General features: G+C 58.8%; 24 protein-coding genes. 13 read left to right on the top strand and 11 right to left on the bottom strand.

Annotated elements, in window-relative coordinates; all coding sequences use genetic code 11:
• Positions 1-95: 95 nt before the first annotated feature.
• The 7 genes from VOI35_RS05480 to VOI35_RS05510 all read left to right on the top strand — a co-directional run bounded on the left by VOI35_RS05480 (position 96) and on the right by VOI35_RS05510 (position 4671).
• On the top strand, positions 96-620 hold the full coding sequence (locus VOI35_RS05480; RefSeq protein WP_407276803.1) for a YqgE/AlgH family protein: 525 nt from the start codon (positions 96-98) through the stop codon (positions 618-620).
• The gene (gene ruvX / locus VOI35_RS05485) at positions 601-1104 is read left to right on the top strand and encodes a Holliday junction resolvase RuvX (RefSeq protein ID WP_407275064.1); all 504 of its coding nucleotides are present in this window, start codon (positions 601-603) and stop codon (positions 1102-1104) included. Before VOI35_RS05480 ends, ruvX begins: the two co-directional genes overlap by 20 nt.
• Positions 1101-1622, top strand: a complete 522-nt coding sequence (gene pyrR, locus VOI35_RS05490; RefSeq protein ID WP_407275065.1) for a bifunctional pyr operon transcriptional regulator/uracil phosphoribosyltransferase PyrR — start codon at positions 1101-1103, stop codon at positions 1620-1622. Before ruvX ends, pyrR begins: the two co-directional genes overlap by 4 nt.
• The gene (locus tag VOI35_RS05495; protein ID WP_407275066.1) at positions 1622-2623 is read left to right on the top strand and encodes an aspartate carbamoyltransferase catalytic subunit; all 1002 of its coding nucleotides are present in this window, start codon (positions 1622-1624) and stop codon (positions 2621-2623) included. Before pyrR ends, VOI35_RS05495 begins: the two co-directional genes overlap by 1 nt.
• Entirely contained in the window at positions 2620-3990 is a 1371-nt protein-coding gene (locus tag VOI35_RS05500; RefSeq protein WP_407275067.1) for a dihydroorotase, read from the top strand. The genes VOI35_RS05495 and VOI35_RS05500 overlap by 4 nt, the downstream gene beginning before the upstream one ends.
• Positions 3991-4132: 142 nt before the next feature.
• Entirely contained in the window at positions 4133-4399 is a 267-nt protein-coding gene (locus VOI35_RS05505) for a hypothetical protein (RefSeq protein WP_407275068.1), read from the top strand.
• Positions 4400-4491: 92 nt separating this feature from the next.
• Positions 4492-4671, top strand: a complete 180-nt coding sequence (locus VOI35_RS05510; protein WP_407275069.1) for a PA3496 family putative envelope integrity protein — start codon at positions 4492-4494, stop codon at positions 4669-4671.
• Between the two features lie 213 nt (positions 4672-4884).
• Here the strand turns inward: VOI35_RS05510 and VOI35_RS05515 are convergent, their stop codons facing one another.
• The 3 genes from VOI35_RS05515 to VOI35_RS05525 are packed head-to-tail and all read right to left on the bottom strand — an operon-like array spanning position 4885 to position 7335.
• Positions 4885-6084, bottom strand: coding sequence for an O-succinylhomoserine sulfhydrylase (locus VOI35_RS05515; protein ID WP_407275070.1), 1200 nt, complete (start codon positions 6082-6084; stop codon positions 4885-4887).
• A 10-nt stretch (positions 6085-6094) separates the two neighbouring features.
• Entirely contained in the window at positions 6095-6460 is a 366-nt protein-coding gene (locus VOI35_RS05520) for a YqcC family protein (RefSeq protein ID WP_407275071.1), read from the bottom strand.
• A gap of 8 nt (positions 6461-6468) precedes the next feature.
• Positions 6469-7335 carry a hydroxymethylpyrimidine/phosphomethylpyrimidine kinase gene (locus tag VOI35_RS05525; protein WP_407275072.1) on the bottom strand — a complete coding sequence of 289 codons (867 nt, stop codon included), beginning with the start codon at positions 7333-7335 and terminating at the stop codon, positions 6469-6471.
• Positions 7336-7425: 90 nt separating this feature from the next.
• On the opposite strand from VOI35_RS05525, the gene VOI35_RS05530 reads away from it, so the two are divergent.
• Positions 7426-8814 carry a YihY/virulence factor BrkB family protein gene (locus VOI35_RS05530; protein WP_407275073.1) on the top strand — a complete coding sequence of 463 codons (1389 nt, stop codon included), beginning with the start codon at positions 7426-7428 and terminating at the stop codon, positions 8812-8814.
• A 254-nt stretch (positions 8815-9068) separates the two neighbouring features.
• On the opposite strand, the gene VOI35_RS05535 is transcribed toward VOI35_RS05530, so the two are convergent.
• From VOI35_RS05535 to wrbA, 4 genes are all read right to left on the bottom strand, one after another.
• On the bottom strand, positions 9069-9557 hold the full coding sequence (locus tag VOI35_RS05535) for a peptidylprolyl isomerase (protein ID WP_407275074.1): 489 nt from the start codon (positions 9555-9557) through the stop codon (positions 9069-9071).
• Between the two features lie 28 nt (positions 9558-9585).
• Complete coding sequence (gene galU / locus VOI35_RS05540) at positions 9586-10407, bottom strand: UTP--glucose-1-phosphate uridylyltransferase GalU (RefSeq protein WP_407275075.1); 822 nt, start codon at positions 10405-10407, stop codon at positions 9586-9588.
• Between the two features lie 73 nt (positions 10408-10480).
• Complete coding sequence (locus tag VOI35_RS05545) at positions 10481-10858, bottom strand: DUF2069 domain-containing protein (RefSeq protein ID WP_407275076.1); 378 nt, start codon at positions 10856-10858, stop codon at positions 10481-10483.
• Position 10859: 1 nt separating this feature from the next.
• Positions 10860-11462, bottom strand: coding sequence for an NAD(P)H:quinone oxidoreductase (wrbA, locus tag VOI35_RS05550; protein ID WP_407275077.1), 603 nt, complete (start codon positions 11460-11462; stop codon positions 10860-10862).
• A 143-nt stretch (positions 11463-11605) separates the two neighbouring features.
• Here wrbA and VOI35_RS05555 point away from each other — a divergent pair, with 143 nt between their 5' ends.
• Genes VOI35_RS05555 through lpxB form a run of 5 tightly spaced genes read left to right on the top strand, consistent with a single transcriptional unit; the run spans position 11606 to position 16042 of the window.
• A complete protein-coding gene (locus tag VOI35_RS05555; protein ID WP_407275078.1) occupies positions 11606-12088 on the top strand; it encodes a TlpA family protein disulfide reductase in 483 nt (160 codons plus the stop codon).
• A gap of 53 nt (positions 12089-12141) precedes the next feature.
• Entirely contained in the window at positions 12142-12681 is a 540-nt protein-coding gene (locus VOI35_RS05560; RefSeq protein WP_407275079.1) for a thioredoxin family protein, read from the top strand.
• A 21-nt stretch (positions 12682-12702) separates the two neighbouring features.
• Positions 12703-14022, top strand: coding sequence for a TolC family protein (locus VOI35_RS05565; RefSeq protein ID WP_407275080.1), 1320 nt, complete (start codon positions 12703-12705; stop codon positions 14020-14022).
• Positions 14019-14819, top strand: a complete 801-nt coding sequence (locus VOI35_RS05570; RefSeq protein ID WP_407275081.1) for an efflux RND transporter periplasmic adaptor subunit — start codon at positions 14019-14021, stop codon at positions 14817-14819. The genes VOI35_RS05565 and VOI35_RS05570 overlap by 4 nt, the downstream gene beginning before the upstream one ends.
• 20 nt (positions 14820-14839) lie before the next feature.
• Positions 14840-16042, top strand: a complete 1203-nt coding sequence (gene lpxB / locus VOI35_RS05575) for a lipid-A-disaccharide synthase (protein WP_407275082.1) — start codon at positions 14840-14842, stop codon at positions 16040-16042.
• A 55-nt stretch (positions 16043-16097) separates the two neighbouring features.
• Here lpxB and VOI35_RS05580 read toward each other — a convergent pair whose 3' ends face one another.
• The 4 genes from VOI35_RS05580 to VOI35_RS05595 form a co-directional block, all read right to left on the bottom strand.
• On the bottom strand, positions 16098-16895 hold the full coding sequence (locus VOI35_RS05580; RefSeq protein ID WP_407275083.1) for an ABC transporter ATP-binding protein: 798 nt from the start codon (positions 16893-16895) through the stop codon (positions 16098-16100).
• Between the two features lie 16 nt (positions 16896-16911).
• Positions 16912-17850, bottom strand: a complete 939-nt coding sequence (locus VOI35_RS05585) for an ABC transporter permease (protein WP_407275084.1) — start codon at positions 17848-17850, stop codon at positions 16912-16914.
• A complete protein-coding gene (locus tag VOI35_RS05590) occupies positions 17847-19298 on the bottom strand; it encodes a CmpA/NrtA family ABC transporter substrate-binding protein (RefSeq protein WP_407275085.1) in 1452 nt (483 codons plus the stop codon). Before VOI35_RS05590 ends, VOI35_RS05585 begins: the two co-directional genes overlap by 4 nt.
• Before the next feature lie 267 nt (positions 19299-19565).
• Positions 19566-21827, bottom strand: coding sequence for a hypothetical protein (locus VOI35_RS05595; protein ID WP_407275086.1), 2262 nt, complete (start codon positions 21825-21827; stop codon positions 19566-19568).
• Position 21828: the final 1 nt, after the last annotated feature.

The raw sequence follows: 21828 nt of genomic DNA on the forward strand, positions 1-21828 counted from the left end.
CCGATGCAGCGGGCGATTCGATTCGCCCAGCCCATATCACTCACGACATTCATTTCGATGAAGCCTTGTCGCTCAAAAATCGATTGTTGGTCGCCATGCCTGCCGTGGACGATCCAAATTTCAGTCACAGCGTGACCTATATTTGCGAGCACAATGAGCAGGGTGCGATGGGCATTACCATCAATCGCCCGCTGGCAGATTTGGGTCTGGGCGATGTGCTCGACCACATGAAAATCTCCTGTTCCAATCCACAAATTCGCCAACGACCGATTTATGTGGGAGGACCGGTGGCCGTCGAACGCGGCTTTGTGCTCCACAGCCCCGCCGGTGGATGGGACTCCACCCTGACGATCACCGATGAAATTGGCTTGACCACCTCGCGCGATATTCTGCAGGCGATGGCCGAGGGGGCGGGGCCTGCCCGCGTGATTATCGCGCTCGGTTATTCGGGCTGGACTGCCGGTCAGCTCGAACAGGAAATCGCGGAGAACACTTGGCTTACGGTGGATGCTCACCCGTCCCTGATTTTCGATGTCCCGGTAGCCGATCGGTGGCGGACGGCCGCGCAGTCTCTCGGGGTGGATATGCACCTGATCGCCGGTGAAGCCGGTCACGCCTGAGGCGCCCGCCCCCGGGTTGTGGCTCGGGTTCGATTACGGCGCATGGCGCATTGGCGTGGCGCTCGGCGACACCCGAATTGGCAGCGCGCGGCCGCTGACCACCCTGCAAGCCCGTAATACTCACCAAATAGACTGGGCAGCCATTGCCGCCCTGATTCAGGAATGGCAGCCGGTCGGTTGTGTGGTCGGCTGGCCCCTGACCGATCACGGCGAACCCTACCCCATCGCGGATTTCATCGCCCGCTTTGCCCAGCGGTTACATGGCCGGTTTTGTCTGCCCATCCATTTTGCCGATGAACGCCTGAGCTCGGAACAGGCCGAACGGCGACTCGGCAACCGTTTGGGGAATGCCGCGTTACAAAAGACGCCGGGACTGATTGACGCGGGCGCGGCGGCTATTATTCTTGACACATTTCTCCATCAGACTCAGCCTGCACCGCGCCCGCCCCTCACCCATGCCAGACCAGCCCGGACTTCGACATGAACAGCCCTACCCTTCTGTCCATCCATTCGTTAATCGATCAGTGCCATCAAGAACTGCGCGCCGCGATGACCCACGGCCAACTCCATCAGCCGCTGATGGTCGGCATTCACAGTGGTGGCGTGTGGGTCGCCGAAGCCCTGCATCAGCGGCTTGGCCTTGAAGAGCCCCTTGGCAAGCTGAACATTACCTTTTACCGCGATGATTTCGACACCCTGGGGCTTCATCCCCAAGTCACGCCGTCACAGTTGCCGGTCGATATCGATGGGCGCGATGTGATCCTGGTCGATGATGTGCTCTATACCGGGCGCACCATTCGCGCGGCCATGAATGAACTGTTCGATTACGGACGCCCCGCACGAATCTGGCTTGTCGTATTATTCGAGCGCGATGGACGCGAGCTGCCAATTGCCGCGCAAACCGTTGGCCAGCGGCTCGTCTTGCCGCCGCGCCAGCAAATTCATGTGGCTGGCCCAGACCCACTGACCGCCCGTATTGTTACCCGCGAGGATCCTGCCTGATGGCCGTCGAATTTGTGCGCCCCAAATTGCCTAAACTGGCCACCGACCCCTGGGCCATTCAATTTGATGCCAATGGCCACCTCAAGCATCTGTTGACCATCGAGGGGCTGGGTACGGAGTGGATTACCCGCATTCTCGATACCGCCGAAGGCTTCATGTCCGTATCGAACCGCGAAATCAAGAAGGTGCCCTTACTGCGTGGACGCACCGTGGTGAATCTGTTTTTCGAATCCTCCACCCGCACCCGCACCACCTTTGAACTGGCGGCCAAACGGCTCTCGGCCGATGTGCTGAATCTCAATATCTCCAACTCGGCCACCACCAAGGGAGAAAGCCTGCTCGATACCTTGCGCAATATTGAAGCAATGCAGGCGGATATGTTCGTGGTTCGGCATGAGCAATCGGGGGCAGCGCATTTCATTGCCCGCCATGTCGCACCGCATGTCTCCGTCCTGAATGCCGGGGATGGCTGGCATGCCCACCCGACCCAGGCGCTGCTCGACGCGTACACCATCCGCAAGCTCAAGGGTGATTTTGCGCCGCTGCGCATCGCTATTGTCGGTGACATCAAACACTCGCGGGTGGCGCGCTCACAAATTCATGCCTTCAATTCACTCAATGTCGGGGAATTGCGGGTCATCGGCCCGCGCACCCTCATCCCCAATGACATCGAACCGCTGGGCGTACGGGTGTTTCACGATATGCGCCGGGGATTGCAGGATGTCGATGTCATCATCATGCTGCGGCTGCAACGCGAACGCATGGAAGGCGGCCTGCTCCCAACCGAACAGGAGTTTTACCGCCTCTATGGCCTGACCGAAGAAAAACTGGGTTGGGCGAAACCCGATGCCATCGTCATGCATCCGGGGCCAGCCAATCGCGGGGTGGAAATCGAATCCCGCGTGGCGGATGGCCCGCAGTCCGTCATTCTCGAACAGGTTTCCAACGGCATTGGGATTCGTATGGCCGTGATGGCGTTGTGTATGAGTGCTGAATCATGATCCAGAATCCGCCCAACCTTGGCATCGATCTTGACCCCGTGCGCCATCCCGAAGGCTGCGAACCCGGTGTGAATTGCGCGGCCTGCTGGATTGAAGGCGCCCGCCTGCTGGATGGCAGCGGGCGGGATGAAATTGCCGATGTCTTCATTCGGGATGGAAAAATCGCCGCGATTGGCACGCGCCCCAGCGATTTCCCCGAACACGCAACCCGCCACGATGGCCGGGGTGCCTGGCTGATCCCCGGCGTGATCGATTCCTGGGCGCGCCTGCGCGAACCTGGGCTCGAACACAAGGCCACCATTGCCACCGAAACCCTCGCGGCGGTCGCCGGCGGCATCACCACCCTCATCATGCCGCCCGATACCGACCCGGTGCTCGACACCATCGCCGTCGCCCGTTTCATCAAACGGCGGGCGCAATTGGCGGGGCGGGCGCGCGTCGTCACTATTGGCGCGCTCACCCAAGGGCTCAAGGGGGAACTGCTGGCGGAAATGGCCGAACTTTCCGAAGGGGGCTGTGTTGCCGTCTCCAATGCCCACTATCCCCTCAAGGATCTCCGTTTGCTGCGGCGAGCGCTCGAATATGCGGCGACCTTCGATGTGCTGGTCGTTTTCGAACCACGCGATCCTTCCCTGAGCAAACGCGGCTGTGCCCATGAAGGCGCCATCGCAACGCGCCTGGGATTACCCGGTATTCCCACGGCCGCCGAAACCGCCCCGCTGGCGCAACTCCTCGCGGTTCTGCCGGAAACCGGTGCGCGGGTTCACATCAACAATCTCTCGTCTCGCGCCGGTGTGCAGCTCGTTGCTCAGGCCAAGGCCGAAGGATTGCCGGTCACCGCATCAGTCAGTATTCATCAGCTCTGGCTCTCGGAAATGGATACCGACACGCTATGCGGTACCACGCATGTGGAGCCGCCGTTACGCAGTCTGCGGGATCGAGCCGCCCTGCGCGAGGCGCTGGCGAGTGGTGTCATCGATTGCGTGATTTCCGATCATCAACCGCACGAAACCGATGCCAAACTCGCACCGTTCCCCGAAACGGAACCGGGCATCTCCGGTCTCGATACCTTATTGCCCCTGATGCTGAAACTGGTGGATGACGGCGTGCTGTCGCTGCCGCGCGCACTGGATGCCCTGAGCCATCGACCGGCAACCCTTTTCGGCCTGGGCGATGCCGGTCTGCTGGCTCCGGGCATGCGCGCCGATCTGTGCTTGATCGCCCCGGAAACGGACTGGACACTTACGGCACAAACCCTGCGTTCAGCCGGCCGGGACACTCCATTCTTTGGTTGGGATTTCCGGCATCGCACCGTGGCGACCTGGGTCAACGGGCGCTGCGTATTCAGCCAAAGCCCGACAGGCTGATGATTGATCTTCGTGCAAGCCATCCGTGGCTTGCCTTAACAGGCTATTAAACAGTTTTTCTACGGCCTGATAGGCTGCCATCAGTGCGTCATCAAACCCTGCCATCCTCAGCGCGCCTATCCCCCACCCACGGAGCGCGCTCATGAACCCGAAAATTCTGCACATCATGCCGGCGAACGACTGGTATGCCCTGATCAGCGATGACGAAGGCAGCAGCGTCGGCTATGAACCCTTAACCTGTTTCGCCCTAGTACAATCGGAGCACGAAGCCAACATCGTCACCGAAGTGCGGCCCATGGTATGGGTCGATACCGCGATGGTATTTGCCGATGAACTGGAAGGATTTATTGATTTGGAACGGCTCGAAGAAATCGGCGACGATCTCGACGAACTCGAAGAAGATCAATAAAACGCACGCGCCCCACGAATAGCCGTGGGGCTTTTCAAACAAAAAAAAACACGGTATAAGGCTGCGCAATTTGATGAGCGGACAGCCTGACCATGAGTAACGACCCTGAATTAAACGACCTCGACGATCACTGGGAAGAAGAAGACGGCGAAGACACCGCCGAAACACGAAACAGCAAAACCAAGCCGGTCGAAAACAAGGATGCCCGCCGACGGCTGGATGACCTGCTGGAAAATCGTCGCGTAAACCGACAGATCAAGGATGATTTCTAAGCGGTAGGGCACGCGCCACCGCCACTCACCAAACGGCGGGTGATTCGCCGCCCATAGGTACACAATCACAGTATCGGCGGAGTCATTCCCGTCGCCCTATGGGCGCGCCAGTTCGGCTTATCCAATCCAAGTGGCAGATGGCTCCACGAATACGCGCGGTGCTGATCCTCTTCAGGACGAACACCGGGCAGTCAATGCCCGGCGAATTGCGCCCTACCCCGCGGCCTGATCCAGCCCCAGGCGCAGATCCCGAATAATGTCCCGGGGATCCTCCAGGCCAATCGCCAACCGGATCAGGCCGTCGTCGATGCCCGCTTCAGCGCGCTGAGCCGGCGTCAGGCGGCCATGGGTCGTCGAAGCCGGATGCGTGATCGTGGTTTTTGCATCCCCAAGATTTGCGGTAATCGACAACATCCGCGTGCCATTGATGACTTGCCAGGCGGCCGTGCGCCCCCCATGTAATTCGAAGGACACGATCCCCCCACCGCCTTGCTGCTGCCGGGCGATGATCTCGGCCTGCGGGTGATCCGCCAAGCCCGGATAATGCACTTTTTTCACCGCCGGATGCGCCAGCAAAAACGCAGCGACTGCGCTGGCATGCGCGGTGTGCGCCTTCATCCGCAACGACAAGGTTTCCAGCCCTTTGGCGAAAATCCAGGCATTGAAGGGCGCCATGCTCGGGCCACAGGTGCGCAAGAAACCGCGCACCTCTTCCCCGACCCGCGCCTGATCCCCCACGACTGCGCCGCCGATAGCGCGCCCCTGGCCATCGAGGTATTTGGTGGCCGAATGAATGACGATATCCGCCCCCAGCGCCAAGGGTTGTTGCAGAATCGGCGTGCAGAAGCAGTTATCGACGATCAGGCCGGCACCGTGTCGATGCGCAAGTTCGGCCAGCCACGCGATGTCGACCACCTCGGTCAGCGGATTGGAGGGCGTTTCGACGAACACCCAGCGGGTCAAATCCGAAATTGCCGCTTCCCAACCCACGCGATCGGTCAAATTGACCCATTTGATTTTCAGACCGAACTTCGCCAGATACTTGTTGAACAGCACACTCGTGGTTCCAAATACCTGGCGCGCCACCACGACCTCATCCCCCGCCGAACACAGCGCCATGAAGGTACTCAGAATCGCGGCCATGCCCGAACCGGTGGCCACGCAACACTCGCCCCCTTCCAGCGCCGCGAGGCGGTCTTCGAAAATCTTGGTCGTCGGGTTGGTGAAGCGTGCATAGATATTGCCCGGTTCCGCCCCGGAAAACCGGGCAGCCGCCTGTTCAGCCGACTCGAACATAAAGCTCGATGTGGTGAAAATCGGCTCGCCATGCTCACCCTCGTTGGTTGGATGGTGGCCGACTCGAATGGCTTGTGTTTGCGGCTGCCAGGCCTCGTCTTCGTGGCGGATGATCATGTGCGATTCCTCAAAATCCGGTGCCCGTTGATTCAGGCAGGGTCAAACCAAAATGCTGATTGAGTGCGGCATCCAGACGCATCAACTGCGCCTGCAGATCCCGCGTTTCTTCGAGACGATCCCGCCACTGGTACTCCGCCAAGGGCGCGATCGCAGACGGGGCATTCAAAGACTGCGCCTGTTGCAAGACCAGTCTCATCCGGGGGATGAACACCCATTGCAGCCAGCTTTCAAACGGCATGGTGTCGAAACAGAACGGCGTGGTACTCGCCAGCGCCTCGGCACTGGGACAGGGCATCGCCAGAGCAGAACGCAACAGCAACTGCTCCAAGTGCCTCAATTCCGCCAGCAAGAATTCAGTCGCGGCTTCGCTCATGGAGCACCTCAATGAATGCGCGTCACCGGCGTCGCGTCTTCTTCGCCCTCATCGGGGGAATCCGCCCAGAACAAACGGTGCGGAATCCATTGCCCCCGGCCGATCTGCGCCGCGTGATACAAGGCATGGCTGGTGTATTCCTGCGCCTCGTGAATGGCATTGACGACATCGACTTCACTCGACTGCGCAATCAAGCCGGCAATGGCCGCCGCCAACGTGCAGCCCGAGCCATGAAATTCTCCGGGGAATCGTTCATAAGCAAATTTGCGGGGCGGCTGATGACCGCTGAACAACCAGTTTTCCACCTCGACACCCGGCTCATCGCCCCCTTTGAGCAGAACGAACGCTGCCCCAAGCTCGATCAACGCCGCCCCACGGCTCTCGATGCTGCGGGCATCCCCGCCCGCCAGCTCGACCAGCACGCGGGATTCAAACGCATTCGGCGTCAATACCGTAGTCAACGGCAGCAAGAGCGTCAAAATGGCACGCGCCACCGCCTCATCGGCCAGCGCACCGCCCCCGCCAGCGACCAGGACGGGATCGAGCACCACGGGAATCTGCGGATAATCGCGCAAAATGCTGTGAATCACCTCAGCCAGCACGACGCTGCCGATCATGCCAATCTTGATACAGGCCACCGGCATATCCTCCAGCACCGCACGCGCCTGCTCGATGACCAGATTGGGATCCGTCGCCACAAACCGTTTCACATTGACGGTATCTTGCACGGTCAAGGCGGTGATCACCGTCGCGGGATGGACGCCCTGGCTGATGATCGCCTCGATATCCGCTTGCACGCCCGCCCCGCCGGAAGGATCGTGCCCTGAAAACACCAGGACCACCGGCACATTGCTTTCCGTTGTGTTCATCGACATCTCTCGCCCTCCTGCAGGAACGCACAACAATACTGCAAAACCCGGCACTTTGGGGTAGGTTTACCGGGCAATTTGCAGGAGCCCCCATCCATGTCCCCCGATCTGTCCCCAATCCAACGCCTCCGGCACTGGCTCTGGCATGCCCAGCCGCCGCACCGCATCGGGCGTCTGCTGCAACGCAGTGGCCGGGTGTTGCATTATCTGTTTCAGGCGCTTTCGGGCGGGCAGGTGCAACTCAATGCCATGAGTCTGTCGTATGTCACCCTGCTCTCACTCGTGCCGTTGCTGGCGGTGAGCTTCTCCGTGCTCAAGGCATTTGGCTCCGGGCAAGTCATTCAGCCCTTTCTCACGACCTTGCTCGAACCGCTCGGCAGCTCAGGCGCGGAACTCACGACCCGTGTGCTGGAATTCGTGGATAACATCAAAGTCGGCGTGCTGGGCACCGTCGGGATCGCCCTGCTGTTTTACACCGCTGTCACCTTGATGCAGAAAATCGAATCGGTGTTCAACAGCATCTGGCAGGTGCAGGAATTGCGTCCTCTGGTGACCCGCCTGCCGATGTATCTTTCCGTGCTATTGGTCGGACCTGTGCTGGTGCTGGCCGCCACCGGCGTGACCGCATCGATATTTTCTGCGCACTGGATTCGGGATATTACTCACCATGCGCTCATGATCGACCTGCTCGCCGCGTTTGGCTGGCTGCCTCCTCTGTTACTCTGGATTGGCGTATTCGCCTTCATCTATGCCTTCATTCCCAATACCCGGGTTCAACGCTCGGCAGCCTTGATCGGCGCCCTGGTGGCCAGTGTCCTGTGGAATGGGGTCGGGCTCGCCTTTGGCACGATGATCGCCGGGGCGACCTCGTACACCGCGATTTATTCGGCCTTCGCGTCCCTTGTGTTGTTCATGGTCTGGTTGCAACTGGCCTGGTTGATCGTGCTCGTCGGCGCCATCGTGACCTATGCCTGGCAGCACAGCGCCCATCTGGCAGACACCCTGTCGGACACGCCTCAGCATGCCCACTGTTTACAGGACTTTGCCCGTACGCTGGCAATCCTGGATTATCTCTACGAATGTTTCGAACAGGGACAGCCCGCCCCCGATCTGAACCAAATCACCCGACGGATACAGACCCAGATTCCCGCCAGCGAATTGCAAATCGGCCAGAGCCTGCAACAACTCACCGCAGCGGGCATCATCTATTCGGTGGCACCCCAACCCGGACGATTGGGCTTCATTCCTGCGCACTCGGCCGAACACACCAATCTGGCGGATCTACGCACCGCGCTGTGGGGAGCGTTACCTGCACTCGATGCCCCAGGCGGCTGGCTGGCTGCCTGGCAGCGAGCCGAACAGGACTACCAGCGCCGCCTGAGCCAACCGCATCGGCCAGAACACGCTCCGGCGAATATCACGGAAACGCCGATTAGCGAGGGGGATGCGTCCCGCCCGTCCCATCCCTCGGCCACACGCGACTAAAAAAACTAACAGGCCGTTGAAAAACTACTGCGGTGAGCCATCTGCAGCGTTGCGCGGTGCTCGCTCCCTCGCCTATCTATTTGATATGTCTCGGTCGCTGTGCTCCGGGCGCCTTGCATCTGGCCATCCTCGCTACATTTTTCAACGGCCTGCTAAGGGCTTGATTGGCGGGCAAGACGCTTGATTGGGCGCACCCAAAATGCAGCGCAAATCCGCGCCCCGTGGAGGAGCCAGGGGGCGCAGTGTTTTGGGGTTCAGTGATGGTGGTGATGACCATCCGGGCCGTGGGCGTGACCGTGGGCGATTTCATCCGGCGTGGCGGCACGCACGGCCTTGACCGTGACCTCAAAGTTCAAATGCTGACCCGCCAGTTCATGGTTGGCATCCAGATGGATCTCATCACCATTGACCGCCGTGACCGTCACCACCGTGGTGCCATGTGCCGCTTCCGCGTGAAATTTCATGCCGGGAAGAATCTCGTCCACGCCCTGAAACAGATGGCGCGGCACCACCTGCATCATGCTTTCTTCCCGCAGGCCATAACCCTCTTCCGGCGCGACGCGCACGGTGAAATGATCGCCGACCTTTTTACCGAGCAAGGCATTCTCCAGACCCGGAATGATGTTGTGATGGCCGTGCAGATAGGCCAGCGGCTCCCCGCCCGTCGAGCTGTCAATAACAGCACCGTGATCATCGGTGAGGGTGTAATCAATCGAAACGACGGTATCGTTGGCAATATTCATGGCGCGATCTCTTGCGGTTGACCGACGCTTAGCGGCGGCTTAGGTGATAAAAATGGTTGGTGGCGGCAACAAAACCCGAAGGGCTGCCGCAATCAAAACGCATCCCTTTGAATTTGTAGGCAATGACCTTGCCCTGCTCCGCCTGCGTGCGCAGGGCATCCGTGAGCTGGATTTCTCCGCCGGCTCCGGCAGCGGTGGATTCCAGAATATCGAAAATATCCGGGGTGAGAATATAGCGACCAATGATTGCGAGGTTACTCGGCGCGACATCCGCCGCTGGCTTTTCCACCATTTCCCGCACCTGGATCAGTTCGTCGTTGATCGCCTCGCCCGCAATCACGCCATACTTCTGGACTTCATGCGGCGGCACTTCTTCCACCGCCACCACGCTGCACTGGTACTGCTCGTAAATCTTGACCATTTGTTTGAGCACGCCCACGGGGTAGCCCACGCAGAGGTCATCGGCCAGCACCACCGCAAAGGGCTCATTCCCGATCAGCGGCTCGCCGGTCAAAATCGCATGCCCCAGACCGAGCATATTGATCTGCCGGGTATAGGAGAAAGTACAGTTTTCCAGGATCCGATCGATGCTGGCGAGCATGCCCGCCTTGGATGTGCCGCGAATTTGGTGTTCCAACTCGTAGTTGACATCGAAGTGATCTTCAAGCGCGCGCTTGCCGCGACCAGTCACAATCGCCATGTTTTTGATGCCGGCTTCCATCGCTTCCTCGACACCGTATTGAATCAACGGCCGATCCAGTACGGGCAGCATCTCTTTCGGCAGCACTTTGGTCGCCGGCAGAAACCGCGTTCCGTAGCCAGCCGCTGGAAACAGGCATTTGCGAATCATAAAAACTCCTGAGGGGAACGATCGACGAAATAATCACGCAGCATCATACCGTCTGCCCGCCGTGATGTGCGATTCATGAGGGCAGCTTTTCGCGCCGGGCGGCACGGCGCAACAAAATCCCCTGCATCCACGCCGAGATGAAGCCACTCGCCGACAGCACAATAATGATCCACTGCCAAGCTCGATCCGCCGAACCACTGAACGCATCCGTCAACGCGAGCATCAAGTAGAACAAATCGAACAAAGCCGCCCAGACGAAGGCCGCGTAGTGACCTCGCCAGAGCGGCGGGCTCACGAGGATCAAGGGCAAAAGCAGCACCCAAAGCCAGGCGCCCTGCGGACGGGTGATCGCCTCGCCCCAATAAGCCAAGGCCAGATACGCCAGGACGAGCAGTGGCTGCACACCGATGATGATGGCCCGCAGACCAAAGAGCAGCCCGCGCGGCGGCATGCTAAACCGCCTCCGCCCTGCCCCGCAGCAAATCGGCGGCCACCTGCGCCACGCGCGCGCCCAGAGCCTGTGTCAGGCTACGCTCTTCAGCACTCAAGGGGCGGTTGTGACCGGCGGTGTGGCTCGCGCCATACGGTGTGCCGCCGGTTTGGGTATGCGTCAATGCCTGTTCGGAATAGGGAATGCCCACCAGCAACATGCCGTGGTGCAGCAAGGGCACCATCATCGACAGCAGAATGGTTTCCTGCCCGCCGTGCATGGAACCCGTCGAGGTAAACACCCCCGCCGGTTTGCCGGTCAAATGACCTTTGAACCAGTGGCGACTGGTATCGTCGAGCATGTGCTTGACTGCCGCGGCCATCCCACCAAAGTAGGTCGGGCTGCCCAACAACAAGCCGGCACATTGCTCAAAATCTTCGGGTCGAACCAAGGGCGGTGCATCGTCCGGTTCCGGCGGTAATTTGCCTGCCGGATCGGGCAAATCGGCAATCCGCCGGATCCGCGCCTGCATACCCGGCACCTGTTCGACACCGCGCGCGGCTTGATGCGCCATCCGCGCCGTGGCGCCATAGCGGCTGTAATAAAGAATCAAAATTTCGCTCATGCGTACCCGTCGCGCGTCAAACCACGCAAAATCTGTAAGAATTATCCCCGTGTCGGTCAGAAGAACGCCCGTGACCGGCCAAGCATCATAGCCAATTTATCCCGCGCTTGCGCCGGGCAGTCTGCATGTGTCTCGAGGTCAACATGAGAGTTCAATCCCTTCTACGGTTCGGTCAATCGGTTTTCTTCCTGCTCATCTTCCTGTTGTCGGTTCCTGCGCAGGCCTTTGATTTTTCGGCAGTCGATGTGAATGGCAAGCCCCATACCCTGGCCAATGAACGCGGTAATTTCGTGGTGATCAATATTTGGGCGACCTGGTGCCCCCCCTGTCGAAAAGAGCTGCCCGAGTTGGCCGCCTTTGCCAAAGCCCATGAAAAAGATCACATCAAGGTTTGGGGGCTGAGTGTCGATACGGATCAATCGGAAGGCGAACTGGCCTTGTTTGCCGCCGCCCACCAGATCGGTTATCCCATTTTCAAGGTGACACCGCGCAGCCTCGCGCCGTTCGGCAACATTCCAGGGATTCCCACCACTTTCCTCATCAATCCGCAGGGCGAATTGGTGGCGCGGCATGTCGGTGCCATCACACAGGCACAACTACAGGCCATGATTCAAAATAATCAGTAAACTCAAACAGTACCCGAGACTAAAATCGAAAAAACTGCTTAGGAGTCATCGCCATGTCCTCAAATCTCGCGCGCTCCAGTCATTGGTTGGTTCTTGTCCTGCTGGCCATCGCCTTGTTTTTCAACCAGTCCGCCGCCCAGGCGGAGGGTTTTTGGAATGATTCGTTTTACGATATGCCCGCCGATCTGAAGCAAGCCAAAGCAGAGGGCAAAGCCGGTGTATTTCTGTTTTTTCAAATGGCTGATTGCCCGTTCTGCCACCGGATGGAAACCACGGTCTTCACCGACCCGAAAGTTGCGGCCTATATGAAGGAGCACTTCATCACCGCCTCCATCGATATCGAAGGGGATGTTGCGATGACGGATTTCGAAGGCAAACAAACCACGCAAAAAGACTTTGCCTTCAAACAGTTCCGTGTGCGTGCCACACCGGTCATGGCGTTTATCGCCCCCGATGGCAAGGTCGCCACGGTCTTTACCGGCCCGACGCGATCCGCCTCGGAATTTCTGACCCTGGCCAAATTCGTGGTCAGTGGCGCCTACCGTGAGCCGGGCATGAATTTTTTCAAATACCGTAAGGCGCAGGGCGAGTAATCGTCCAGCAGGGCACTGATCATGCGCCGGTTATGGATTTTTCTGGCTTGTCTTTCCTGCGCGCTCGGAGGGAGCGCGGGGGCGCGGGCGGCTGATGCCCCAGAAGCATTGACACTGCAAGCCGCGCTCGCCGCGCCGTTGCAGGATCAATACACCATCCTGCGAGCCGAGGCCGAGCTCGCCCGTGCCCGAGCCATTCAAGCGCAGGTGCTGAGCTGGTATGACCCGGTCGTGACAGTGACCGGTCAACTCCGCGCCATTCGCCCGAGCCGGGTTGCGCCTGATCCCGACAACCATGCGGATAACGCGATTGGCATCAGCGCGCGCCAACAATTATTTGATTTTGGACGGCAAACCAACCGGGATGCCGCCGCAGCGGAGCAGTTACGCGGCGCAGAACTGAATCTCGCCGCGCAGACACAACGCCAGAAGCTGGCGATTCTCAAGGCGTTTTTTGCCGTACTGCTGGCCGATCAAACCGATACCGTTGCCAATGAGCATATGGCGGTGGTGTATGTTCGCTTCGATAAAACCAAGGATCGCCGTGAACTCGGCATGGTTTCGGCCGATGATCTCGCCAAAGCCCAGATCGAATATGAAAACGCCCTGTATGCCCGCAGCGAAGCCGATTCGAACCGGCGTACCAGTCGGCGGATCCTGGCCGAACTGCTTGGCACCCCGAATGCCCTACCGGGCAAGCTCGTATCCCCTACGCTGGATGCTTTATTCGCGCGTTCACCGCCTGAACTGGCCGAGGCAATTCAACGCAGTCTGAGGGATGACCCGACACTGCAATCCCTCAAGGCGCAATATGCAGCGGCCGTTCACCGGGTCGAGGTCGCGCGCGACCACAATATGCCGAATATCTATGCCGAGGTGAACGCCGAGGAATATCAGCGGGCGCTCGGTTCGCGCGATCCCCTGCGGGCTGGCATTTATCTTTCCGTGCCCTTGTACGATGGGCGGCTGCGCGATGCCGAACTCGGTCGGGCGCAAGCGGATCGGATGCAACTCGCCGCCGCGATTGCCGAGCGGGAAAGTTATCTGCGCGAGTCCTGCACGGCGGTACTCGAACGCATCGCCCTGTATCGTAAAGCCGGGCTTAGTCGCGCCAAGGCGCAGGCAGACTATGCCGACCTGAATTTCACCCGCAAACAAACCCTGTACCAAATGGAAAAAGCGACGGATCTCGGCGATGCCATGGTCGAAGAATCCGCCGCCACGCTGCTACGCCTGCGGAACACCCTCGCCTTGGCCACCGCTTGGGCAGAACTGCTGGAAATGCAAAACCAGCCGCTGGATCGCCTGTTCTTGTCTGACTCATCGGAACCCGCCCCATGATTGCCGTTATTCGCTTGTGCGCCCCTCGCGTCAACCGGTCGCTGGGTCGAACCCTCGGCCTCACCCTCGGGATGAGTCTCGCGCTACTACCGCAGATCGGCACGGCGGAAACCCTCCAGGGCGAGCTGGCCTGGTCTGGCCTCAGCCGCTTGAGCTTGCCCGTCTCCGGTGTGATTCAGAGCATCCCCGTCGTGCCGGGGCAAACCGTCGCCGAAGGCACGGTATTGCTGCGATTGGACTCAACCCCGTTTACCGCGCGGCTCGCGGCCGTTCGGGCGCAACAAGCCGGGCTCACCCGCGCCGCCGCAGAAGCCAAGCGGGATGCCGAACGCGCGCAACAACTCTATGACCGAACCGTCGCCTCGGATTCCGAAGTCCAAACCGCCTTGATTGCTGAGGAAAAGGCCGCCGCCGAACTCGCGAAAACCAAGGCTCAGATCCAGCTCAAACAGTGGGAACTCACACAAAGCAACCTGAAAGCCCCGTATGCCGCCCGTATCCTCGGCGTGGAAGTCGCCCCAGGAGAAACCATCAGCGCGGACTTGACCCCGACCCCGCTGATGACGATCGCCCGTGCCGATCAAATCGACGCCACGGTGCGCGTCCAGCCCGCGATTGCCGCAGGACTCTCGCTTGGCCAAACCCTCCGCGTCAGCGTGGGCAACGAGCACAAAGAAGGCAAGCTCAGCGCAATCAGCGTGAGCAGCGAGCAACGCCCGCCCTACTTGCTGCGGATCACCCTGCCCGCCCAACCCGGCTGGATTGCTGGCCTGCCGGCAGAAATCACCCTCCCGTGATCGACGGGAGGCACCGCGAGATGACGGAGAACCCGCCTTTACGGCTGTTTTTCTCTGCCGGGGAAGCTTCTGGTGACCACTACGCGGCGGAAATTTTTCAACGCATTCGTGCGCGGCACCCCCAAGTTCAGGCGCAAGGGCTGGGCGGTAGCCAAAGCCGCGCCGCTGGCATTGAGACAGTGGTCGATCTGGCGACGGTCTCCGTCATGGGGCTGGTCGAAGTGCTGCGCCATTACGGCCGCCTAAAACGCGCCATGAACGACTTGCTGGCGGCGATGACAGAAAACCCGCCGGATCTGCTCATTGCCATCGATTTCCAGGAATTCAATCAACGGCTCGCCAAGGCCTCGCGCGCGCGCGGGATTCGGGTACTGTTCTTTGTCGCACCGCAAGTCTGGGCCTGGCGCCCAAAGCGCGCAGCGCGATTTTCCGCCGTGGCGGATCATCTGGCCGTCCTGTTCGATTTTGAAGTGCCTCTGTTTGCCCGCCATGGTCTGCCGACCACCCATACCGGCCACCCCCTGCTGGATTTGATTCCACCTGAGACGCGCAAATACCCAAGCCCCCAGTCGTCGGCACTGCAAGCACAGGCGCGCGCGCGTCTGAAGCGCCCGACAACGGGCTGCGTAATCGGCCTGTTGCCGGGCAGCCGCCGCAGCGAAATCGACCGGCTGCTGCCGATCTTATTGGCCACCGCCGAACGGTTGCTGATCGACTATCCAGATTGGCAGTTCATTCTGCCGATTGCGCCCAGCCTCGACCCTAGTTGCGTCGCCCGTATCCATGCCCAACGAGAGGCATCGAGTCCAGCCTTGCAGGCGGCGTTGTTCATCACAGAAGGTCAGGCGCGTCTCGCGATGACCGCCGCCGATGTGCTGTTGATCGCCTCAGGCACGGCCACGCTGGAAGCCGCCCTGATTGGCACGCCGATGGTGATCGTGTATCGCACCCACCCGATCACCTTCTGGCTCGCCAAACATCTGGTTCGCATCGCACAGATTGGCTTACCGAATATCGTCCTTGGGCGGGCGGCGGTGCCTGAATTCCTGCAACAGGACGCAAATCCCGAACAACTGGCGCAAGCGTTGCACCACTTGGCCAGCCCAAGTGCAGAGTATTCGCGGCAACAAGCCGCATTGGCGGAAATTCCCGCCCATCTCGGGCAACCCGGTGGGCTGGAACGGCTCGCAGAACTTGCCCTGAAGCTCGCGCAAGCCCAATGAACCGGCGGTTGAAAAAGCCGGTTCAATTGCTTGTCAGATCAAGAGAGAAAGCAGATCAATGACCGGCGGGATGCCGTTGTTTTTCATACAAGAATTTTAACACCGCATGCCGATAATGGTTGTATTGCGGATCGTCCGCCAGCGCGAGCCGGTCACGCGGCCTGGGCAGATCGATCGACAGGATTTCACCCACCGTAGCCGCCGGACCATTGGTCATCATGACAATGCGATCCGACAACAACACGGCCTCATCCACATCATGGGTAATCATGATGACCGTGTTGTTCAATTCCGACTGAATACTCATCAATGAGTCTTGCAGATGGGCGCGGGTCAAGGCATCCAGCGCACCGAAGGGCTCATCCATCAGCATCACTTTGGGCTGCATGGCCAATGCCCGCGCGATCCCGACCCTTTGCTTCATCCCGCCCGATATTTCATCCGGCCGTTTGTGCATCGCATGATCCATATGCACCAATTTGAGATTGTGTTCCACCCACTCCCGCATTTCAGCCCGGGTTTTTTGCCCGCGGAATACCTCTTTGACGGCCAATTCCACATTTTCATACGCCGTCAACCAAGGCAGCAGCGAATGGTTTTGAAACACCACGGCGCGCTCGGGCCCCGGTTCTTTCACCTCGCGCCCTTCAAGGATCACGCCCCCTGCCGTCGCCTGATATAGCCCGGCCACGATATTCAATACGGTGGATTTACCGCATCCGGAGTGGCCAATCAACGAGACAAACTCACCCTGCGCAATGGTTAAATCCACTCCATCCAGGGCTTTAAATGGCCCCTTGGGGGTTGGAAACTCAATCGAAACCTGACTGATTTGTAGATATTTGGCATTCATGTCAATGACTCGTTAATTAGCGTAAAGCCGTTTTCTTATCCCAGGAAATCCAGCGTTGCAGCATTAACATACTACGATCCAGCAGGAAGCCAATTAACCCGATCACAATGACCGCCACCATGATCCGACTCAGGGATTCGGACGATCCATTTTGAAATTCATCCCAAACAAATTTCCCCAGACCCGGATTTTGCGCCAGCATTTCTGCCGCAATCAGAACCATCCAAGCAATACTCAAGGACAACCGCAGGCCGGTAAACATCATGGGTAATGCAGAGGGAATGACAATCTTGCGCACATGCGTCCACCAGGAAAGCCGCAAGACCTTGGATACATTCACCAAATCCTGTGAAATCGCCGCCACCCCGACAGCCGTATTGATAATGGTTGGCCATAAACAGCACAGCAGCACAGTAATCATCGAGACCAGATAAGATTTAGAAAACATCGGGTCACTCGATACATATAACGCGCTGACGACAATTGTCACCAAGGGCAACCAGGCGAGCGGAGAAACAGGCCGAAGGATTTGAATAATCGGATTGACCGCCGCATACAAATTGGATGATAAACCGATGGCAATCCCCAAAGGAATCGCAATCAGTGACGCCAGAATAAAACCGGACAATACCGTCACCAAACTGGTGCCCACTTGACTGATAAAAGTCGGTTGGCCAGTGTAGGGATAAACCACCGGCTTATAATTCGGATTTTCCTTTACGAGTTCAGCATTACGCTTTTCTTGCATGGCATAAAACTGCGCCTTGCGTTGCTGCTCGCGCTCATATTCATCCACCAGTTGATGGGTTTGTGCGGCGACCGAATCCGGCCCCGGGAATGTCCCCAGCGCCGTATGAATATGCGACGCAACCAGCCCCCAAAGCAGGACAAACACCATCAACCCCATGACGGGAAAGCCGAGTTGGCGCACCCAGTATTGCCATCGAGCATTCATGCTGCACCGCCTTTACCCTGCAGGCCAATCGCAAACTGGGCGAGATAGGCATTGGGCTTGTGCGCGTCGTAGGACACCTTGTCGATAAAGGTATTGGTCACGGGCTTGAACCCAGTTTCCGTCGCAAAATCCGGGAACTGCGAAGGTTTAAACTTCCCTTCGGTAATCAAGGCCAACGCAGCCTTTTGATAGATACCGGGCTGATAAACACTTTTTGCCGTATTGATATACCAGTCATCCGGTTTTTCTTCCGGAATCTGCCCCCACCGACGCATTTGTGTGAGAAACCAGATGGCATCAGAATAATAGGGATAAGTCGCATGATCGCGGAAAAACACATTGAAATCCGGCACGGGTCGGACATCCCCTTTATCGAATTCAAAGGTTCCTGTCATGGACTTGGCAATCACATTCGCATCCGCACCGACATATTGAGGGCGTGCCAGGATTTTTACCGCTTCCGGTCGGTTGGCATTGTTATTTTCATCCAGCCAATGACCGGCACGAATCAAAGCCTTAACCAAACGAATCGTGGTATTGGGATATTTCTGTGCGAAATCTTCACGAATGCCAAACACTTTTTCCGGATTATTTTTCCAAATTTCCAGATCGGCAATGACAGGCACGCCGATGCCGCGCATAATCGCCTGCTCATTCCAGGGTTCGCCCACACAATAGCCATCAATTGTCCCCGCCTGCAGCGTGGCCGGCATTTGCGGGGGTGGTGTGACAGAAAGCAGCACATCGGCGCCTTTTTGTCCACTGATGTCGCCGTGCGCAGGATCATACAAGCCAGGATTTAATCCGCCCGCGGCCAGCCAGTAACGCAGATAATAATTATGGGTCGAAACCGGGAATACCATTCCCATTTTGAATGACTTGCCTTCTTTCTTATAGTCGGCAACCACCGGTTTTAGATATTCCGCACTAATGGGATGCACCGGTTTACCATCGGGCATTTTCGGCAAGGCAGGCAACATCGCCGCCCAAACACTATTCGAAACGGTAATGGCATTGCCATTCAAGTCCATAGAAAACGGCGTAATCAAATTGGCCTGTGTGCCAAAGCCAATCCGCGCGGCCAATGGCTGCCCGGCCAACATATGCGCCCCATCCAGCGCACCGCTGATGACGCCATCCTGCAACACTTTCCAGTTGGCCTGAGCCTGCAAGGTGACAAATAATCCTTCATCCTGGAAAAAGCCTTTCTCATAGGCAATGGCCAGTGGCGCCATGTCTGTCAACTTAATAAAGCCGAGCGTCAATTGCGGTTTTTCCGCCGGCCCCACGGCCTCTGCCGCATAGGCTTCACCCAAAACAGAACGCCCTAACGCTGCGCCAACGGCCAGGCCGAGTGCGGTACGCAAAAACTGCCGACGGCCGGTAGCAGGAGCCTGGGCCAGCTGATCCGGGGTGTCGATTACATCTCGTTCATTGTGTGCGGTCATGTTGGGGGCCTCGTGCAGGATGCAAAAAAAAACGCCCACAAAACTCCATGTTTTGTGAGCGCCGTTGCTCAGGTCAGTGCTTTCGCCATCGTCGGCGTCAGCACTGACAATAAAGCACAAGGCGTGCCATAAAATAAATCATTTATTTTACAATGTGTTAAACAACGCCGTTCCTCGAATCAGCGGCGACCTGCACCACAAAGAATCAGCTTTATCCCGAGTTGTGCGCCATCAGGTAGCAAGCCCGCCCCTCGACAGCCCGGCCATTCACTCGAGCGGCAGTCGTTCGTTGATTGCGTTCAACAAGGCCAGCAAGGCCGTCCGCACGGGCTCCGTGAATCGCAGGCCATCGGCGCCCAATGCAATCCAGGCGCGATTTTGCCCGTTGAGATTCGGCGGTAATGGCACCACAGCCAACGCCCCGACGGGGTAGCTGCGGAGCTGTTCGATGAGTTCGGCCTGCAGCCCGGTGGCGGTGTCCGTTTGCGCCTGACGCACGCCGTCATCAATAAAGATCGGGGTCTGCGCGACCAGCACACGGTCGATCACGCCCATGCGGGCGACTTCGTTGGCAATGGCGCGCACAGGCGCCGTACAGCCCTCACACAAGTAAGATTGCTGCTCTTGCTGCATCAGGACGGGACCCGACAAATCCGGCGCGCTCGCCCAAACCGCCGGCCAGTGGGTATACAGACACAGCGCGACCAGACTGGTTTGGGTCGTCAAGCCCTGCGCCACCAAAGCCAAGCTCGCGGAAGCATCGGTCACTTCCCCATCTGATCGGAATAACTCTTTCGGAGGAATCTGCGCCAGCCATCGATACAAATCTCGTTCGGCCCGCGTGGCATTTTCTTCGATCACCCGATCGCCCAAGGCTTCTGCGGTAACAAGCCAGGTTCCAGCGACCTCCGCCGCTGGGCTCTGCACCCGACGCAGAGTAAATTTCATCCAGGCACGCAGGCCGGCATCGTTCGCAATGTAGCGGGTTATCTGCACTTCTTCGCGCAATCCGGTGTTCAATTCCATCAGGCACTGGGCGTCTTGCTGCGCGGTCAACTCTTGTGCCGTCAGACCGGGTGCCGGGCGCAGAAAATGGGAGAGCAACTCACTTTCGGCCTGCGCCTGGGTGGTTTGAAACAACTGCGCCCAGCGCGGATTGACCGACTGCATCCGCCCGGAAGACGCATCGACCACGGCCAGTCCCATGCCCGGCAGATTGCCCCAAAACGCCGCGCACTCATCCCGCGACTTGAGCACACTTGCCATCGCTCGCTGCTGCTGCTGTCGAACGATCTGCCAAAAGAAAAACAGGGCAATCAGGAACGCGGTGATGCCCAACAACGCCGCGCCTGCCAACCAGCGCCGGGTATGCTGCAGCGGCAATAACACGGCATCTTGCGTCGTGGCCGCCCACAGAAGTCCATGAATCTTCGGTACCCGAGTAGCGGCATAAAGCACCGTCGCGCCATCACAATGAACCTGGCCGCTGGCATTTGCCACCGCAGGATTCTTGCCCGTCACGGCCATGGACTGTTGCACGCAGCCCCAATCCTGATCCGACAATGGCGCGATCGTTTGCGATAGCTGTGGATCCGTTAAGCGGGAAAATTCCGAAATCAGGGGCATCGCCCGCCACGGCGTCTGTGCCTCCGTCGAAGGCATCAACAGCAGCAGAGAACGAACCGCCTGCTCGATCGGCACAGCGAGCTGTTCTTTTTCTGCGGCACGCAACAGCGCGGCCTCCGTCAGCGCAGCACGGAATTCGATAAACCAGGGGCCGCCGCTCACATCCTGCGTGCTCAAAAAAACCGGCAGCACCCAATAACATTCGGTGGCCAGTTGGTGCGTCGGCATGACACAGGCAAACTGCACTTCGGAACTGGCCGCCGCTTTTTCATATAACTCATCCGGCGCTTTGCCGGGCGTGCGCGAACCAAATTGCAATTTTCGAATGTGATCCGGGTTGACGACGGCAATGCCGTCAAATTGCCCCTGGGTCACCAGCCGAGAAAATTCCGGCAGAGCAGATTGTGCGGGATTCGCCTCGGTTTGTTTCAGCCGGGCGATCAGTGCGGTTTTTTCCTGCGCGATGCCCTCAACCTGCGCTTGACGGTGGGCAAACCAGTCATCGAGCAACTTGCTGTGCAAACGAAGCTGGGAGGTCAACTCCGTTTGCGCCTGGTTGAGTAACACGGGACGGTACTCGCGCGTGGCGTACCACACCATGAACAGCTGCGCGCCCAGCGTGCCGAGAATCAATAAGGCCAGCCACCACCCCCCCTGTCGCCGCAACAGGCTCGGCACCGGCGCTGGAGCCACCGCGCCCCGATCCAGCAACAGAAAAAGCAACCAGGCGGTTGCCAGGACAAACAGGGCACCAACCACCAATCCAGCCGGGGAAATCGACCACGCGGCACCGCCCAGTCCGCTCAGCAGCCACTGCATCGCGCCAATCCAGAGCGAAGCCCCCGCCACATAGGTCAACACCCAACGCAGGGGGTGATGCACGGCGCGGGATCGGGTACGCATG

It is taken from the genome of Halothiobacillus sp. DCM-1 (assembly GCF_045689735.1).
Lineage (GTDB): Bacteria > Pseudomonadota > Gammaproteobacteria > Halothiobacillales > Halothiobacillaceae > Halothiobacillus.

What these genes read in the sequence shown, in the direction of transcription:
- galU (WP_407275075.1), bottom strand. Translation starts at nt 10,407, where the DNA reads ATGATTCGCAAATGCCTGTTTCCAGCGGCTGGCTACGGAACGCGGTTT.
- wrbA (WP_407275077.1), bottom strand. Translation starts at nt 11,462, where the DNA reads ATGAGCGAAATTTTGATTCTTTATTACAGCCGCTATGGCGCCACGGCG.
- VOI35_RS05560 (WP_407275079.1), top strand. Translation starts at nt 12,142, where the DNA reads ATGTCCTCAAATCTCGCGCGCTCCAGTCATTGGTTGGTTCTTGTCCTG.
- VOI35_RS05480 (WP_407276803.1), top strand. Translation starts at nt 96, where the DNA reads ATGCCTGCCGTGGACGATCCAAATTTCAGTCACAGCGTGACCTATATT.
- VOI35_RS05505 (WP_407275068.1), top strand. Translation starts at nt 4,133, where the DNA reads ATGAACCCGAAAATTCTGCACATCATGCCGGCGAACGACTGGTATGCC.
- VOI35_RS05510 (WP_407275069.1), top strand. Translation starts at nt 4,492, where the DNA reads ATGAGTAACGACCCTGAATTAAACGACCTCGACGATCACTGGGAAGAA.
- VOI35_RS05500 (WP_407275067.1), top strand. Translation starts at nt 2,620, where the DNA reads ATGATCCAGAATCCGCCCAACCTTGGCATCGATCTTGACCCCGTGCGC.
- VOI35_RS05520 (WP_407275071.1), bottom strand. Translation starts at nt 6,460, where the DNA reads ATGAGCGAAGCCGCGACTGAATTCTTGCTGGCGGAATTGAGGCACTTG.
- VOI35_RS05565 (WP_407275080.1), top strand. Translation starts at nt 12,703, where the DNA reads ATGCGCCGGTTATGGATTTTTCTGGCTTGTCTTTCCTGCGCGCTCGGA.
- VOI35_RS05530 (WP_407275073.1), top strand. Translation starts at nt 7,426, where the DNA reads ATGTCCCCCGATCTGTCCCCAATCCAACGCCTCCGGCACTGGCTCTGG.
- VOI35_RS05515 (WP_407275070.1), bottom strand. Translation starts at nt 6,084, where the DNA reads ATGATCATCCGCCACGAAGACGAGGCCTGGCAGCCGCAAACACAAGCC.
- VOI35_RS05525 (WP_407275072.1), bottom strand. Translation starts at nt 7,335, where the DNA reads ATGTCGATGAACACAACGGAAAGCAATGTGCCGGTGGTCCTGGTGTTT.
- VOI35_RS05555 (WP_407275078.1), top strand. Translation starts at nt 11,606, where the DNA reads ATGAGAGTTCAATCCCTTCTACGGTTCGGTCAATCGGTTTTCTTCCTG.
- VOI35_RS05595 (WP_407275086.1), bottom strand. Translation starts at nt 21,827, where the DNA reads ATGCGTACCCGATCCCGCGCCGTGCATCACCCCCTGCGTTGGGTGTTG.
- VOI35_RS05495 (WP_407275066.1), top strand. Translation starts at nt 1,622, where the DNA reads ATGGCCGTCGAATTTGTGCGCCCCAAATTGCCTAAACTGGCCACCGAC.
- VOI35_RS05535 (WP_407275074.1), bottom strand. Translation starts at nt 9,557, where the DNA reads ATGAATATTGCCAACGATACCGTCGTTTCGATTGATTACACCCTCACC.
- VOI35_RS05590 (WP_407275085.1), bottom strand. Translation starts at nt 19,298, where the DNA reads ATGACCGCACACAATGAACGAGATGTAATCGACACCCCGGATCAGCTG.
- VOI35_RS05580 (WP_407275083.1), bottom strand. Translation starts at nt 16,895, where the DNA reads ATGAATGCCAAATATCTACAAATCAGTCAGGTTTCGATTGAGTTTCCA.
- lpxB (WP_407275082.1), top strand. Translation starts at nt 14,840, where the DNA reads ATGACGGAGAACCCGCCTTTACGGCTGTTTTTCTCTGCCGGGGAAGCT.
- VOI35_RS05545 (WP_407275076.1), bottom strand. Translation starts at nt 10,858, where the DNA reads ATGCCGCCGCGCGGGCTGCTCTTTGGTCTGCGGGCCATCATCATCGGT.
- pyrR (WP_407275065.1), top strand. Translation starts at nt 1,101, where the DNA reads ATGAACAGCCCTACCCTTCTGTCCATCCATTCGTTAATCGATCAGTGC.
- VOI35_RS05570 (WP_407275081.1), top strand. Translation starts at nt 14,019, where the DNA reads ATGATTGCCGTTATTCGCTTGTGCGCCCCTCGCGTCAACCGGTCGCTG.
- VOI35_RS05585 (WP_407275084.1), bottom strand. Translation starts at nt 17,850, where the DNA reads ATGAATGCTCGATGGCAATACTGGGTGCGCCAACTCGGCTTTCCCGTC.